The sequence below is a fragment of the Ruegeria sp. HKCCSP346 genome (genome assembly GCF_017872595.1).
Taxonomy (GTDB): Bacteria; Pseudomonadota; Alphaproteobacteria; order Rhodobacterales; family Rhodobacteraceae; genus Ruegeria.
On record NZ_JAEDOT010000007.1, the window covers coordinates 139,191 to 154,277 of the forward strand.

The 15,087-nt window shown below is 59.3% G+C and carries 15 protein-coding genes; 5 read left to right on the forward strand and 10 right to left on the reverse strand.

What is annotated here, in order from left to right:
* Positions 1–21: 21 nt before the first annotated feature.
* The gene (locus I9185_RS17130) at positions 22–2,049 is read right to left on the reverse strand and encodes an NADPH-dependent 2,4-dienoyl-CoA reductase (RefSeq protein WP_210093664.1); all 2,028 of its coding nucleotides are present in this window, start codon (positions 2,047–2,049) and stop codon (positions 22–24) included.
* 137 nt (positions 2,050–2,186) lie between these two features.
* Between I9185_RS17130 and I9185_RS17135 the strand changes: the two genes are divergently transcribed.
* Positions 2,187–2,678, forward strand: coding sequence for an RNA pyrophosphohydrolase (locus I9185_RS17135; protein WP_171637326.1), 492 nt, complete (start codon positions 2,187–2,189; stop codon positions 2,676–2,678).
* A gap of 118 nt (positions 2,679–2,796) precedes the next feature.
* Here the strand turns inward: I9185_RS17135 and I9185_RS17140 are convergent, their stop codons facing one another.
* From I9185_RS17140 to nth, 3 genes are all read right to left on the reverse strand, one after another.
* Positions 2,797–3,219, reverse strand: a complete 423-nt coding sequence (locus I9185_RS17140) for a lipocalin-like domain-containing protein (protein ID WP_245223618.1) — start codon at positions 3,217–3,219, stop codon at positions 2,797–2,799.
* A 112-nt stretch (positions 3,220–3,331) separates the two neighbouring features.
* Positions 3,332–4,321, reverse strand: coding sequence for an adenosine kinase (locus I9185_RS17145; RefSeq protein ID WP_209835214.1), 990 nt, complete (start codon positions 4,319–4,321; stop codon positions 3,332–3,334).
* Entirely contained in the window at positions 4,318–4,962 is a 645-nt protein-coding gene (nth, locus tag I9185_RS17150) for an endonuclease III (RefSeq protein ID WP_171117154.1), read from the reverse strand. The genes I9185_RS17145 and nth overlap by 4 nt, the downstream gene beginning before the upstream one ends.
* 116 nt (positions 4,963–5,078) lie before the next feature.
* On the opposite strand from nth, the gene I9185_RS17155 reads away from it, so the two are divergent.
* Both I9185_RS17155 and I9185_RS17160 read left to right on the forward strand, forming a co-directional pair.
* Positions 5,079–5,930 (forward strand): bifunctional helix-turn-helix domain-containing protein/methylated-DNA--[protein]-cysteine S-methyltransferase, encoded by an 852-nt coding sequence (locus tag I9185_RS17155; RefSeq protein WP_210093666.1) that lies wholly within the window; start codon positions 5,079–5,081, stop codon positions 5,928–5,930.
* Between the two features lie 177 nt (positions 5,931–6,107).
* Positions 6,108–6,542 carry a glyoxalase superfamily protein gene (locus tag I9185_RS17160; protein ID WP_210093697.1) on the forward strand — a complete coding sequence of 145 codons (435 nt, stop codon included), beginning with the start codon at positions 6,108–6,110 and terminating at the stop codon, positions 6,540–6,542.
* 60 nt (positions 6,543–6,602) lie between these two features.
* Here I9185_RS17160 and I9185_RS17165 read toward each other — a convergent pair whose 3' ends face one another.
* Positions 6,603–8,042 (reverse strand): aldehyde dehydrogenase family protein, encoded by a 1,440-nt coding sequence (locus tag I9185_RS17165; protein ID WP_171640106.1) that lies wholly within the window; start codon positions 8,040–8,042, stop codon positions 6,603–6,605.
* 213 nt (positions 8,043–8,255) lie between these two features.
* Here I9185_RS17165 and I9185_RS17170 point away from each other — a divergent pair, with 213 nt between their 5' ends.
* Positions 8,256–8,906: a peroxiredoxin gene (locus I9185_RS17170; RefSeq protein WP_171637316.1), complete on the forward strand. Its 651-nt coding sequence runs from the start codon at positions 8,256–8,258 to the stop codon at positions 8,904–8,906.
* 227 nt (positions 8,907–9,133) lie between these two features.
* Here the strand turns inward: I9185_RS17170 and I9185_RS17175 are convergent, their stop codons facing one another.
* From I9185_RS17175 to I9185_RS17185, 3 genes are all read right to left on the reverse strand, one after another.
* Positions 9,134–9,823 (reverse strand): outer membrane beta-barrel protein, encoded by a 690-nt coding sequence (locus I9185_RS17175; protein WP_210093667.1) that lies wholly within the window; start codon positions 9,821–9,823, stop codon positions 9,134–9,136.
* 140 nt (positions 9,824–9,963) lie between these two features.
* Entirely contained in the window at positions 9,964–10,464 is a 501-nt protein-coding gene (locus I9185_RS17180) for a LuxR C-terminal-related transcriptional regulator (protein ID WP_210093668.1), read from the reverse strand.
* 23 nt (positions 10,465–10,487) lie between these two features.
* The gene (locus tag I9185_RS17185) at positions 10,488–10,760 is read right to left on the reverse strand and encodes a PepSY domain-containing protein (RefSeq protein ID WP_171233448.1); all 273 of its coding nucleotides are present in this window, start codon (positions 10,758–10,760) and stop codon (positions 10,488–10,490) included.
* A 235-nt stretch (positions 10,761–10,995) separates the two neighbouring features.
* Here I9185_RS17185 and I9185_RS17190 point away from each other — a divergent pair, with 235 nt between their 5' ends.
* The gene (locus I9185_RS17190) at positions 10,996–11,631 is read left to right on the forward strand and encodes a DUF1326 domain-containing protein (RefSeq protein ID WP_171637310.1); all 636 of its coding nucleotides are present in this window, start codon (positions 10,996–10,998) and stop codon (positions 11,629–11,631) included.
* Between the two features lie 7 nt (positions 11,632–11,638).
* Here I9185_RS17190 and I9185_RS20625 read toward each other — a convergent pair whose 3' ends face one another.
* Together I9185_RS20625 and pnp are read right to left on the reverse strand one after the other, a co-directional pair.
* Positions 11,639–12,646 carry a Hint domain-containing protein gene (locus tag I9185_RS20625; RefSeq protein ID WP_210093669.1) on the reverse strand — a complete coding sequence of 336 codons (1,008 nt, stop codon included), beginning with the start codon at positions 12,644–12,646 and terminating at the stop codon, positions 11,639–11,641.
* Between the two features lie 174 nt (positions 12,647–12,820).
* Positions 12,821–14,971 (reverse strand): polyribonucleotide nucleotidyltransferase, encoded by a 2,151-nt coding sequence (pnp, locus tag I9185_RS17200; RefSeq protein WP_210093670.1) that lies wholly within the window; start codon positions 14,969–14,971, stop codon positions 12,821–12,823.
* Positions 14,972–15,087: the final 116 nt, after the last annotated feature.

A 15,087-nucleotide genomic window follows, 5' to 3' on the forward strand; every position in this document is an offset into this window, starting at 1 on the left:
AGACACTCTGAACGAGTGGCTTCAGAACTCTGCGGCAAGGCGTGTGCCCTGATTGATCGCGCGTTTGGCGTCCAGTTCGGCCGCCACGTCCGCCCCACCGATCACATGCGGGGTGATCCCGCGTTCGATCAGCGCGTCGGCCAGCGACCGCTCGGGCACCTGTCCTGCACACAGAACGATCGTATCCGCCTTGATGACGGTCGGATCGGCGCGCTCTTCTCCGAACGAGACATGCAGCCCCTCGTCGTCTATGCGTTCATAGTTCACGCCGCCCACGAAGTTGACATCCTTCATCTTCAGCGTGGCGCGGTGGATCCAGCCGGTGGTCTTGCCCAGCCCCTTGCCATGCGCCTGCTTCTTGCGCTGCAGCAGCGTGACCTGCCGCTTGGGCGCCTCGGGTTGCGGGCCTTCGGGCGCCAGGCCTGCGCGGTGCTGTTCAGGGTCGGCGACGCCCCATTCCTTCATCCACAAGGGCAGGTCGGTGGTGGGCGAATGGCCTTCCTCCAACAGGTATTCCGACACGTCGAAGCCGATGCCGCCGGCGCCGATCACGGCCACCGATTTGCCCACCGGGGCCTTGTCGCGCAGCACGTCGATATAGTTCACGACATTGTCGCTGTCTTCGCCCGGGATCTGCGGGTCGCGCGGGTTGACGCCCGTGGCGATCACCACCTCATCGAACCCGCCCAGATCGTCGGCGCCGACTTTGCGGCCCAATTCGACCTTGACGCCCAGATCGTTCAGCATGGTGCGGTACCAGTCCACCAAGCCCCAGAACTCTTCCTTGCCCGGCACCTGCTTGGCCATGTTCAGCTGGCCGCCGATCTCGTCGGCTTTGTCAAACACGGTCACGTTATGGCCGCGCTCCGCCGCCGTCATCGCCGTGGACAGGCCCGCCGGACCCGCGCCCACGATGGCCACGCGCTTGGGCGTGGCGGCCTTTTCGATCACCAGCTCGGTCTCGTGGCAGGCGCGCGGGTTGACAAGGCAGGATGTCAGCTTGCCGCTGAAGGTGTGATCCAGGCAGGCCTGGTTGCAGGCGATGCAGGGCGCGATCCTGGCCGACTCGCCGGCCATCGCCTTGGCCACGAAATCCGCATCCGCCAGCATCGGCCGCGCCAAAGAGACCATATCGGCACAGCCCTCGGCCAGCACCTGCTCGGCCACATCGGGCGTGTTGATCCGGTTCGAGGTGATGACCGGAATCCCCACCTTGCCCATCAGCTTCTTGGTCACCCAGGAAAAGGCCGCGCGTGGCACGCTGGTGGCGATGGTCGGAATCCGCGCCTCGTGCCAGCCAATGCCAGTGTTGATGATCGTGGCCCCGGCCTTTTCGATCTCCTGCGCCAGTTGCACCACCTCGTCATGGGTCGAGCCGTTGGGTACCAGATCGATCATCGACAGCCGGTAGATGATGATGAAATCGGTTCCCACCGCCACGCGGGTGCGGCGAACCACCTCGATAGCCAAGCGCATGCGGTTCTCATAGGACCCGCCCCAACGGTCTGTGCGCTTGTTGGTGTGGGTCACCAGAAACTGGTTGATGAAATAACCCTCGGACCCCATGATCTCGACCCCGTCATAGCCCGCCTTTTGGGCCAGCACGGCGGCGTTGACGATGTCGCTGATCTGTTTCTCGATGCCGTCCTCGTCCAACTCGTTGGGGGGGAAGGGCGAGATCGGAGACTTCACCGGGCTGGGCGCCACGCATTTCGGCCCATAGGCATAGCGGCCCGCATGCAGGATCTGCATCGCGATCTTGCCACCTGCCTGATGCACACGGTCGGTGACGACGGAATGATTGGCCACGTCCTTGTCGCTGGTCATCATCGCTGCCCCCGGCAGGACCGAGCCTTCAAGGTTCGGCCCGATTCCCCCCGTGACCATCAGCGCCACGCCACCGCGCGCGCGGGCGGCATAGAACTCGGCCACCCGGTTCCAGTCGCCGGTTTCTTCCAACCCGGTATGCATCGAGCCCATCAGGACCCGGTTCTTCAACGTGGTAAAGCCCAGATCCAGTGGTGCCAGCATGTTTGGGTACACAGTCATGGCAAAACTCTCCCTCCTGAATTTGTGCGATAGATTGACGTTCGCGTAAACTTTGTCACGCGAAACCCCACGTCACCCTCTTTGCTGTTGCGCCGGTGGTTGCTAGAGGTGGGCGGAACAACCCGATGAGGCCGCGCATGACCCCCGAAGATATTGCAAAACTGCCCTACCGCCCCTGCGTCGGGCTGATGCTGATGAACGATCAGGGCCAGATCTTTGTCGGACAGCGCAACGACCGCCACGCGAACGCCTGGCAAATGCCGCAGGGCGGTGTGGACAAGGGCGAAGACCCTCGTGATGCGGCCTTGCGAGAGCTGTTGGAGGAAACCGGAGTCACGGCTAATCTGGTTGAAATCATCGCGGAAACCGAGGGCTGGCTGCCTTATGACCTGCCGCATGACATCGTGCCCAAGATATGGAAGGGCCGCTTCCGCGGGCAGGAGCAGAAATGGTTCCTGATGCGGTATCTGGGAACCGACGATCAGATCGACATCGAAACCGACCACCCCGAGTTCACCTGCTGGAAATGGCAGGAGCCAGACCGGCTGATCGCCGAGATCGTGCCCTTCAAGCGCGAGGTGTATGAGCGCGTGGTCGAGGCTTTTTCCGACTATCTAAGCGAATTCTGATCGCTTGGGTTGCGTTTCAGATTGATCCGCTAGGCGGACAAATCTGCCGTTCGTATTGGTCGGCATGTATACCAAAACCAATACCAGCCGGTGTTTGGCGGTTCTGTCGTTAAAGCGCCTATACCTTCGTAAATTCCATCCGATAGACGACTTCTTCGCCCGTCATGGGATCGATTCCGGGAGCACCACTAATCACCAATCTATCACCTTCGAGTACAAATGGACGCGAAAGGTCGCCGTGCCAATTTGGATTCCAAGACCCATCAACATGATGAACGACGCGGTCTTCTTCCAGTGAATAAGACGCGACGTAGGCAAGCATGTCGTCGAAAAGCTGCGCTTTTTCGCTTTCGGTCCAACCATTTCGGCCTGAGTTCGGGCGATCGCGCCTGAAAACAGTGGCCATCATCCGACCGTCTGCGTGGTATGCAATATAGCCGATTGGGTCGGGCCCCAGTGCATCGGTAATTTCTCCCGTTGCCACCGACTGCCGCGTCCACGCATGCATTTTCCATGACCCAATCAAAGCGCTTCTATCCAAAATAGGCCCCCCGATATCCATCTGTGTTTAGACAGTTTCGAACTATCTAGCTGAACTACCGTTGGTGTTAAGAAGGAAGTTCCCGGGGCAGCCAACCTTGGTAGGTTTGGGCTCAAAGCAGCCCTTCCTCCCGCAGCAATTCCAGCATATCCGCCTCGGGTCTCGGGCCGATATGGCTGATGACCTCGCGGGCGCAGACATTGCCAATACGGGCGCAGGTCTCGAAATCGCGGCCGGTTGCCATGCCAAACAGGAACCCGGCGGCAAACTGGTCGCCCGCACCTGTTGCATCAACGGGGACGACCTTCTCGACCGGTACGTCAATGCGAGCATCGCCGTTCATAACCGTCACCCCGTCACCCGAACGGGTGCAGACCACCAGCGGGCAGATCGCCGACGTACGCCGCAGCGCCTCTTCTAGGTCGTCGGTCTCGAACAGGGATTTGATCTCGGCCTCGTTGCCGATCACGAAATCCAGCTCGTTTTCAATCAGCAGCAGGAAATCCACCCGATGCCGTTCCACACAGAATGGGTCGGAAATGGCAATCCCGGCCTTGCCGCCACCCTTGTGACAGGCACGTGCGGCCTCAAGGAATGCCGCCTTGCCTTTTTCCTTGTCGAACAGATACCCCTCGAGAAACATGATCTGGCTGTTTCCTGCGACCTCATCCGGAACGTCCTGAGACGACAGTTCCGAGGAAATGCCCAGATAGGTGTTCATCGACCGCTCGCCATCAGGCGACACAAAGATCATCGAGCGTGACGTCGGCAATTCGCCACCCGGAACAGGCGGGTTCACGAAGTCGACGCCATCTTCGTTCATCGCATCTGCATAGAACCGGCCCAGAGCGTCATCGTGTACCCGGCCGATAAACGCTGCATCCAGCCCAAGCGCGCCTGCGCCCGCAATGGTATTAGCTACTGAGCCGCCCGGCGTTTGAACGCGGCTTTCCATCGAGGCGTACAGCACCTCGCCGCGTTCCTGTTCGATCAACTGCATGATGCCTTTTTCGATGCCCATCAGCTCCAGAAAGCTGTCATCGGCCTGGGAAATCACGTCCACAACGGCATTTCCGATGCCGGTCAGTTGATAAGTCTTCATAGGGTTTTGTCCTCGAATTGGCACAGATCACGGATGATGCAGGTCGGGCATTGCGGCTTGCGCGCCTTGCAGTGGTACCGGCCATGCAGGATCAGCCAGTGATGCGCATGAAGTTGAAAGTCAGCGGGAATATTGTCTTCGATGGCGCGTTCGACCGTGTCCACATCCTTGCCGGGGCAAATACCGGTGCGGTTGCCGACGCGAAAGATATGGGTGTCCACCGCCTGCGCCGGTTGCCGCCACCACATGTTCAGAACCACGTTGGCCGTCTTGCGGCCCACACCCGGAAGGGATTGCAGGGCAGCCCGGGAATTGGGAACCTCGCCACCATATTCGTCAACCAGGATACGGCTGAGCTTGATGACGTTCTTGGCCTTCTGGCGGAACAAGCCAATGGTCTTGATGTGCTCGATCAGGCCGTCCTCGCCCAGATCCAGCATCTTTTGCGGCGTGTCGGCGATCTTGAACAACTCGCGCGTCGCCTTGTTGACGCCCGCATCCGTGGCCTGCGCCGAAAGGGCCACGGCGACGACCAGAGTATAGACGTTCACATGCTCCAGCTCGCCCTTGGGTTCCGGGTCGGCCTCTTGAAAGCGCGTGAAAATCTCGCGGATCGTATGATAGTCGAGTTGCTTTGCCATCCGGGCCTTAATGCCGTCCACCGCGCCCTGACACAAGCACAAAGCCAATGCGCAAGTTCCGGGTCGCGGCAGCGTGGCCGTCGCGCTATGGTTTTGTCAGATGATGAGGTGGAACCATGAACGTCCAGACCCCAGAAAGCGGTTATCATTACAACGTCATGCGCCGGGCAATCGAGTTGATCGATCAGGGCGGTGAAGGCCTGAGCCTTGATGAACTGGCACGCCAGATGGATATGAGCCCGGCCCATTTCCAGCGTTTGTTCTCGCGTTGGACCGGAGTGTCACCGAAACGGTATCAACAATACCTGACGCTGGGCCATGCGAAGGCATTGTTGCGTGAACGGTTTACGACATTGGAAACGGCCCACAATGTGGGCCTGTCCGGCAGCGGGCGTCTGCATGATCTGTTCCTGAAGTGGGAATCGATGAGCCCCGGCGAATATGCCCGCAAGGGCGAAGGCCTGACGATCTATTGGGGGTGGTTCGAATGCCCCTTTGGCCCTGCGCTGGTCATGGGAACCGACAAGGGCATCTGCGGCATCGCCTTCGGTGCCGAGACCGGCGAAGAGGCCGCGATGGAAGACATGATCTCGCGCTGGCCCAAGGCAACGTTTGTCGAAGATCTGATGCGCCTGCGCCCTTGGGCGCTGAGTGCTTTTGGCGCTGCCAGCGACCGGTTGGAGCCGACACCGCTTTTCCTGATCGGATCACCTTTGCAAATCAAGGTGTGGGAAGCGCTGATGCATATCCCGTCCGGGCAGGTCACGACCTATTCCGAGATCGCCCAGCGAGTCGGCTCGCCGCAAGCCGTTCGCGCCGTTGGAACGGCAGTTGGTCGCAACCCGGTCAGTTGGTTGATCCCCTGCCATCGGGCATTGCGCAAATCAGGTGGTCTGGGGGGCTATCACTGGGGCTTGCCTGTCAAGCGTGCCATGCTGGCCTATGAGGCGGCGCAGGCAGACGCCTGATTGACATGCGGCCCGGCCGCTGCCAAAAGGCACCTCAGGTTCGGGTCCCCTGCCGTTCGCGGCCATTGGCTCTGGTGAAACCCGGTTTGAAGAGCATCTGTTGCCCTTTCCCGGCGCGCGGATGGAAATGCGAGCCCCGTCCTGATTTCGCGCCCGTTCAAGGAAACGAGGCACATGATGACACGATCCCGAACCGTTGCTCCGGTTGAAGAGCTGAAAGCGCAGGCGAAACGCCTGCGGGAAGAACTGAAAACGAAGGGCGTTTCGCTGTCGCACAGTGCGGCATTGGAACTGCTGGCCCATCAGCATGGCGTTCGAGACTGGAACACCTTGCACGCAATGGCCGGAAACCGGATGCATCTGCGCGTGGGTGATCGGGTCGAAGGGCGCTATCTGGGTCAGGCGTTCACGGCCGAAATTCGCGGTCTGACCATGCTTGGCGATGGCGCGCGTCGCCGAGTGACCCTGCATTTCGATACGCCGGTAGATGTGGTGCGCTTTGACAGCTTTTCCGCATTTCGACAGCGCGTCACCGGCGAGATTGGGTGGGACGGTCGATCCCGGCGCCGCACGTCCGATGGCGTACCCCAGCTTGTAGTGCGGCCGCTATAGGGGGTTACGGGCGGGGCCAACCGCGTTGCCCCGCCCGATCTGTCTGCTTTGCAGGTATAGTTACTCTGCCGCCCAACCACCGACAGCTTTGATCTCGAGGAAGTCCTCAAGCCCAAAGACGCCGCCTTCACGCCCGTTGCCGGATTGCTTCATGCCGCCGAACGGTGAGCCCGCGCTGCGCGATTGTCCGTTCATTTCGACCATGCCCGACCGCAGCGCCCGCGCCATGCGATTGGCACGCGCGCTGTCCTGCGTCTGAACATAGTTGGTCAGGCCATAGGGTGTATCATTGGCGATTTCGACAGCCTCTTCTTCGGTGTCGAAGGGGATCATGGTCAGAACCGGGCCAAAGATTTCTTCGCGGGCGATGGTCATCTGGTTGTTTGCATCGGCAAAGACCGTGGGGCGGACATAGTAGCCCTTGTTCAGCCCCTCTGGCCGTCCGGTGCCGCCTGCGACCAGCCGCGCCCCTTCATCGATGCCCTTTTGGATCAGGTCCTGAATCTTGGTCCACTGAACTTCATTCACCACCGGTCCGATATGGCGGCCTTCCTCTGAGGCAGGGCCAACCTTGACCATGTTTGCGACCTCGGCCGCGGTTTCCACAGCCTTGTCATAGATCGGGCGCTGCACCAGCATCCGACTGGGGGCGTTGCAGCTTTGGCCGGTGTTTTGCATCATGTGCAGCACCCCACGCTTGACCGCTTTTTCGTCCGCGTCCTCAAAGATGACGTTGGCCCCTTTGCCTCCTAGCTCAAGATGTACTTTCTTGAGGGTATCAGCCGCATTTTTGGAAATCGCGGTGCCTGCGCGGGTCGAGCCGGTGAAGCTGACCATGTCTACATCCGGATGGCCCGAAAGTTGCGAACCAACCCCCGCGCCGTCGCCGTTGACCAGATTGAACACACCGGGCGGGAAGCCTGCCTCGCCCATCATCTCGGCAAAGATCATCGCGTTCAGCGGGCTTTGTTCCGACGGTTTCAGCACCATCGTGCAGCCCGCAATCGCAGCAGCACCAACCTTGAGCGTGATCTGGTTCATCGGCCAGTTCCACGGCGTGATCAAAGCGGCAACGCCTACCGCCTCGTAAATGATGCGATCATTCGGCGCATGATCCCCCAGCGGGCGCTCAAATTCAAACGACCTGGCGGCGCGGATGAAGTTCTTCAGGTGATAGATGCCGGCGCCCGCCTGCGCTGAGCGCGCCAGATCGATCGGGGCGCCCATTTCCAGCGACATCGCCTGCGCCAGATCCTCTGCCCGGGTTGCATAGAGTTCGACCAGTTTTTCCACCAGCGCGATGCGGGTTTCCACTGGCGTGGCCATCCAGCCCGGCAGGGCGGCCTTGGCCGCGGCAACGGCCGCATTCGTGTCGGCTTCGGCGCCAAGCGAGATCACGGCGCAGGGGTCTTCGGTTGACGGGTTGATGACCTCGAAGTCATTGGGCTGCGATGGGGCCACCCACTGACCATTAATATAGAAATCCCGCTTTTCGATCATCCTGAGCCCTCCTGAAGGTCTGCCTGAAGCCGGCTGTTCGGGGCCACTCTGTCACCCATGCACAGGCTGAGCAATAGTGAATTTGATCAAATTATTTTCTGGCAATGCCCACGAAATCCGTATCCTCAAGCGCGATGGACGGTTTAACCTGCACACAAAGTGATTAGGTTCCAAACAACCGATTCAGGTTTTTCACAGAGAAGGAGATGCCCCATGGGTTTGCGTATCAACGACACCGTTCCGAATTTCACGGCAGAAACGGATCAGGGCACCATTCAGTTTCACGACTGGATTGGCGATAGCTGGGCCATTCTGTTCTCGCACCCAAAGGATTTCACACCTGTATGCACCACCGAGTTTTCGGCCGTTGCGCAGTTGAATGACGAATGGGCCGCGCGCAACACCAAGGTGATCGGCGTATCGGTCGATGGTGTCGAAGACCACAAAAAGTGGAAGAAGGACATTGAGGAATATGGCAAGGCCGAACCCGGCTTTCCGATCATCGCCGACGACGGTCTGGCTGTGTCCAAGGCTTTCGACATGCTGCCCGCCGAAGCATATCTGCCCGACGGCCGTACACCGGCTGACAGTGCCACGGTGCGTTCCGTCTTTATCATCGGACCGGACAAGCAGCTGAAGCTGTCGATGACCTACCCGATGACCGTGGGCCGGAACTTTGCCGAAATTCTGCGCGCGCTTGACGGTTTGCAGATGTCGGCCAAGGGCGTTGCGACACCTGCCAACTGGGTGCCGGGTGAAGACGTGATCATCCCGCCAACCGTGTCGAACGAAGACGCCAAGGCCAAGTTTGGCGAGTTCGAAACGATCTTCCCCTATCTGCGCAAGACCAAAGCGCCGTCGTAAGCCGGTTGCCGGGTCAGGGGGGCTGTCTGCCCCCCATCGTGCCCGCAGGCACGATTCCCCCCGAGGATATTTTTAGCCAGATGAAGCAGGCGGTTGTTGCAGGTCGAGCGACCACCGAGATGTCCTGCGCGTACTGCATTTTTTGGGGTTTTCCGGGTGCCCCCGCGCCTGAGGCGCGAGGGCAAAGAGGTGCAGGAATCCGGAGAGAAACCTGACACCCGAAGCAATCAGAAATTATGGCGAAGTCCGAAATTGATGCTGAAAGTATCCAGATCGTTCTCTACGTTGCCGGTCAAAGCTCCGTTGGGGGCCAGGCGCTGCGACGAAACATCAAAGGCGCGGGCGTAACGGGCGTCAATCGTGAACGCTGTCGACGGGTTGATGTCATATGCCACACCGGCGATCAGCTGGGCGGCCAAGGTGGTGTCGGTGTCGTCCAGCGCCACACCCGGCCCGTAAGAAAAATCCAGATTCGAATAGGTGGCACCCAGCCCAAACCCGGCAAACGGTGTCAGCGCGCCGGCCTGTTTGAAATCGAACAGCAGATTGGCAAATAACGAGGTCTGCGTGACGTCGCCCGAGATATTGCCCTCGGGCCCCGGACCATTGCCGGTAAAGTTTACACCATCCACGTCACTGTCGCGATATGACAGTTCCAGCTCGATCCGCGTTCCGATGATATCGTTGGACCATTGCGGGATTTCCTTGCCTACCGCGAGGCCCAGTCCGAAACCTGCGTCGAATTCGGTATCGACCGATTGCGTCGCGCCACCGATCGTCCCGGTGAAATCGCTGTCCTGTAGCTGGCTGTAGCCGATGAAGCCGTGAATAAAGGTGCCGTCGCCCAGGCTCTGCGCGGCAAGCGCCGTTGCGCTGATCGCCAGAGCCGAAGAGGCGAGAATGAGGCGTGTGAACATAACCATCTCCAGTGTTCCAAAGTCCGCATGCCATGGATGTGGACGAGGCTGGCCCAAAAAAGAAAGGCGCCGGGCCTTCACTTCGTTTCACAGGTTTTTAGGAATGTGTGAGTGAATAGGCACGAGGCTCTGCCACTGTTTCAGGGCACATCCCTGACCAACGGTTCTGACAGGAGTTCGTCGACAAAGAAACTGAGCAACTGCACCCTGCTGGAAACGCCGGCCTTTCGATAGACCGCAGCGCTTTGGGCCTTGATCGTCCCTTCTTTCGTCTGTCGTATTTCGGCGATTTCCGCGATGGAAAGCCCCTTGATCGTCAGCATGGCAACGTCACGCTCAGCCTCACTAAGCTGCCACGCGCTGAACTGGGTTTCGATGACCTGGGCAAAAGCCCCTTGCGCCACTTGCAGTTGCCGCTGCATGTCGCGCACCCGTCTGGACTGGGAACGGATCAGGGCGATCGTGGCGCTCAGGCCGCCGACAAGCGCCAGCGACAAAAACAGCTCGAACGAATGAAGGTGACGAAATCCCGCGCCGTCGCCGCCTGTCCAATCCAGCAGCGCATCCGTCATGAAAAAGGCGGCGCAGAGGGCCTGCACCACCAGAAGAAGCCAGAGCAAAGACGTTTGAGTAACTTTCATGCGGCCCCATGGACGTTGCGGGTTCAGTCGTCGTCCTCTTCGAGCTCGATGGCTGTCACCACCCCGTCCGTGTCAGACAGAACCAGTTCAGTTTCCACGCCATCCTTGGTGAGTTCAACCTCGATCTTCCCACCTTCGAATTCGATCTCTTCGATCTGGTACCCCTGGGCTTCAAGCGCCGCGCGGATATCGGCTTCGCTTGTGCCCAATTTGTCGCCCAGTCCGACATTGGCCAAAGCAAGAACTGGTGCGGTTGCGATCAATCCCGTCAGTGTCAGCAGTTTCAAGGTTTCCATATCGCATCTCCTTTTTGCGTTGTGGCGATGCAGTGGAACTGGGGATGGCAGAGGCGCCCTGCGATTGGTTTTTGGTTGAAACAGGGTGAATAGAACCAAGGTTTAGGCCATTCGCAGCCGTTTGCGCGCGTCAGGTTCAGATTGCAATCAAGTTGTGCTAGTTTGTTTTGCGGAAACATACGGGCATGGGACCAACGATGTCGGGCTTTCTGACTGTCCTGAACAGGAGAAAACCATGGCTTTTACAGATTGGTACGTCGAGGGAGAAAGCTTCGGAAACTGCAACTGCGGCTATGCCTGCCCCTGCCAGTTCGAGGAATTGCCGACGCATGGCGATTGCCGCGGCTTCGAGGTGCTTGAAATATCCACCGGATATTTTGGCGAAACGGATCTGAGTGGAACCAAGGCTGCGTTGATCTATGCATGGCCCGGGCCAATATTCGAGGGTGGCGGTGAAATGCAGGTGATCGTCGACCCCGCGGCCTCACCGGCGCAGCGCGATGCGCTGGAAAAAGTCTTTCACGGCGAAGAAACCGAAGAGATGGCAACCCATTGGTACGTGTTCCGAGCCATGTGTGAGACGGTGCACGACACGCTGTACCTGCCGATCGAGCTTAAGATGGATATCGAAGGACGAACGGCCAGCGTTGCCGTTGGCGACGTTCTAAAGTCGACCGGGCGCCCGATTCAGGCCCCGCATGGTGGCGGCGAACACCGTGTACGCATCGATATTCCCGGCGGGATCGAATTCACCATTGCCGAGATCGGCAGCGCCTCGACCCGAGCTTATGCGGCGATCAAACTGGATCTGAAAGACAGCTACGGCCAGTGGCACCTGTTGAAACATGGCCCCGGTGGCGTCGCGCACTGACCTGCGGTCAGGCGGCTTTCGCGGATTCATCGGGGCGGATCTTCCAGCCCGGAACCGCCAGATCCGCCGACAGCACCCGGACTTCGAAGGGTTTGAGGACCGGCAATGCGGTCGAACCGCAACAGCCTTCACCATTGGCCAGTTCCGGGAACAGTTCGAACAGCTCGCTTCGTGTGGCGGATGCCATTGCCCTAAGACTTGTGTCACCGGGGTAAAAGGACTCGGACCAGAGTCCTTCGACATTCACCAACTCATGCTGATCAAAGAGGATATGAATGTACTCCACCCCATGTGCGGGCGTTTCCTGAACGATGGTATGCCCATTGATCAGCCCCTTTGCGGGGGCCAGCATCGCCGGCTCGCAATGCATAAGCTCCATCATGGTCGAGGTCACGGCAATCCGGTGCTGTGGGGAAATGACGAGATCGCGGCTAGGGCTGTTCGGCCCGAAACAGCCCGCCTTGATCCGTACAGGGGACAGGTGCGTGTTTCGCCGCAACTCAGCCGCGGACAACCGGCGCTTGCCGATCCAGCGGACCGGGCGTGCATGGCCGCCGGCGGTGATGACCGGGTCGCCGGGCTCCAGCGCCTCGACCCTGCGCAGCCCAGTCGGTGTCTGGATCAGAGATCCTGTGGTGAAACACACGAAAGAAGGCAAAGTGTCATACGCGGATGGCGGCGCGGTGCCGGCAAAACTGGTATCTGAAATCGTGTCATTCAGTTCGGCCTGACCCGAAGTGACTATGATGTAACGCGGGTTTGAAAACTGGATCAGGATGAACGTGACCGGCGCGCCATCGACCGTTCCTGTGTAGTTTTCGAAAGTACTGAATTTCTGGGTCGAGCCGGAAAAGCCGGGAAGAGACCCGAGGTCAAGTTGCGAGCTGCCATCCGGGTCGGGATCTTGCAGCAGGGCGTCATTATCCGTGACTTCGACCGAATACGCAGCAGTAATATCAACACTGCGGTTGCTGAACGGGTCTGCGCTGATTTCGTAAACAGTAATCGATGCCACGGTCGAACAGCTTCCTTGAAAACGGCAATATCCCCCTTAAGGTTGAGCCAATACACGCAATAAGTGTTAATAATTGATTTACCAAAGTTGCGGCGCAGTTAACCGTCCTGTGCCGCGCAAACAAAAAGGCCCCGGATGAAACCGGGGCCTTCCGCTGTCTGTCAGAGGGGCAGATTACTCTGCGTTTTCCTCTTTCTTTTCTTTCTTTTCCGGAACGATCTCTTCGCCGGTTTCCTGATCGACGACTTTCATCGACAGGCGCACCTTGCCGCGATCGTCAAAGCCCAGCAGTTTGACTTTGACTTCCTGACCTTCTTTCAGAACATCCGACGGATGGTTCAGGCGGCGGTTTTCGATCTGCGACACGTGGACCAGACCGTCACGCTTGCCAAAGAAGTTCACGAAGGCGCCGAAATCGACGATCTTGACCACCTTGCCGGTGTAAACCTGACCTTCTTCAGGCTCTGCCACGATCGAATAGATCATGTCATAGGCCTTCTTGATCGATTCCCCGTCGGGCGAGGCGATCTTGATGACGCCATCGTCGTTGATGTCGACCTTGGCGCCCGAAACCTCGACGATCTCGCGGATGACCTTGCCGCCTGAACCGATCACTTCACGGATCTTGTCGGTCGGGATGTTCATGGTCTCGATGCGCGGGGCGTGGACCGAGAAATCGTTGGTCTCGGACAGGGCTTTGCCCATCTCGCCCAGAATGTGCATCCGGCCTTCCTTGGCCTGTGCCAGGGCGGTTTCCATGATCTGAGGCGTGATGCCGGCAACCTTGATGTCCATCTGAAGCGAGGTGATGCCGTTTTCGGTGCCCGCAACCTTGAAGTCCATGTCGCCCAGGTGGTCTTCGTCACCCAGGATGTCGGTCAGAACAGCGTATTCACCGTCATCTTCCAGGATCAGACCCATGGCCACACCGGCAACTGGCGCTTTCAGCGGAACACCCGCATCCATCATCGACAGCGAACCGCCGCAGACAGAGGCCATCGAGCTTGAGCCGTTGGATTCAGTGATCTCGGACACCACGCGAATGGTGTAGGGGAAATCGGTCGGCGCAGGCAGAACCGCCTGAAGCGCGCGCCATGCCAGTTTGCCGTGGCCGATCTCGCGACGACCGGGCGAACCAACGCGGCCCACTTCACCCACCGAATACGGAGGGAAGTTGTAGTGCAGCAGGAAGTTCGATTTGAAGTTGCCGTGCAGCGCGTCGATGAATTGCTCATCGTCGCCGGTGCCCAGCGTGGTCACGGCCAGCGCCTGTGTTTCACCGCGGGTGAACAGGGCAGAACCGTGGGTCCGGGGCAGAATCGAGGTTTCTGCAACGATCGAGCGGACATCGGTGGTCGAACGACCGTCGATCCGCTTGCCGCCCCTGACGACGTCGCCGCGCAGAATGCCGGCTTCCAGCTTTTTCATCGCGGAACCGAGGTTGCCGTCTTCCAGCTGCTCTTCGGTCAGCGCCTCTTTGATCGTTTCGCGGGCGGCGGCAACAGCGGCGGTGCGCTCTTGCTTGTCGGTGATCGCGAAGGCGGCGCGCATCTGCTCTTCACCGGAGGCCTTAACGGCGGCATAAAGCTCGGAGTAATCCGGCGCCTGGAAGTCAAACGGCTCTTTCGCGGCTTCTTCCGCCAGCGAGATGATCAGGTCGATGACAGGTTGGATCTGCTCATGCGCAAAGTTCACCGCACCCAGCATTTCCGCTTCGGACAGTTCGTACGCTTCCGATTCCACCATCATCACGGCGTCTTTGGTGCCGGCCACAACCAGGTCCAGACGCTGTTCGGGGTTCAGGCGCAGATCCTGCATGTCGTCCACGGTCGGGTTCAGGACATATTCACCGTCGGTGTATCCCACGCGGCAGCCCGCGATCGGGCCCATGAACGGTGCGCCCGAGATGGTCAGAGCAGCCGAAGCAGCAATCATCGCAACGATGTCGGGATCGTTGACCAGATCGTGGCTCAACACGGTACACATCACCAGGACTTCGTTTTTGAAGCCGTCAACGAACAACGGACGGATCGGACGGTCGATCAGACGCGCGGTCAGCGTCTCTTTTTCGGTCGGGCGCGCTTCGCGCTTGAAGAAGCCACCCGGAACCTTGCCGGCGGCATAGTATTTCTCTTGGTAATGCACGGTCAGCGGGAAAAAGTCCTGACCGGGCTTCTGTTCCTTGGCGAAGGTCACGTTGGCCATGACGCTGGTTTCGCCCAGGGTGGCAATCACGCTGCCGTCAGCCTGACGGGCAACCTTGCCGGTTTCCAGTGTAAGCGTTTCCTCGCCCCACTGCATCGATTTCTTCGTTACATCAAACATATGCGTATCCTAGATGGGAGCACTCCCGCCCCTGCGGGTCTCCCGTTTTGCGTGGCGGCCCCATTGCCGCCGACCCCAATTTATCTTCCATTCGAGTGCCGAGGTCAGGGCACAAC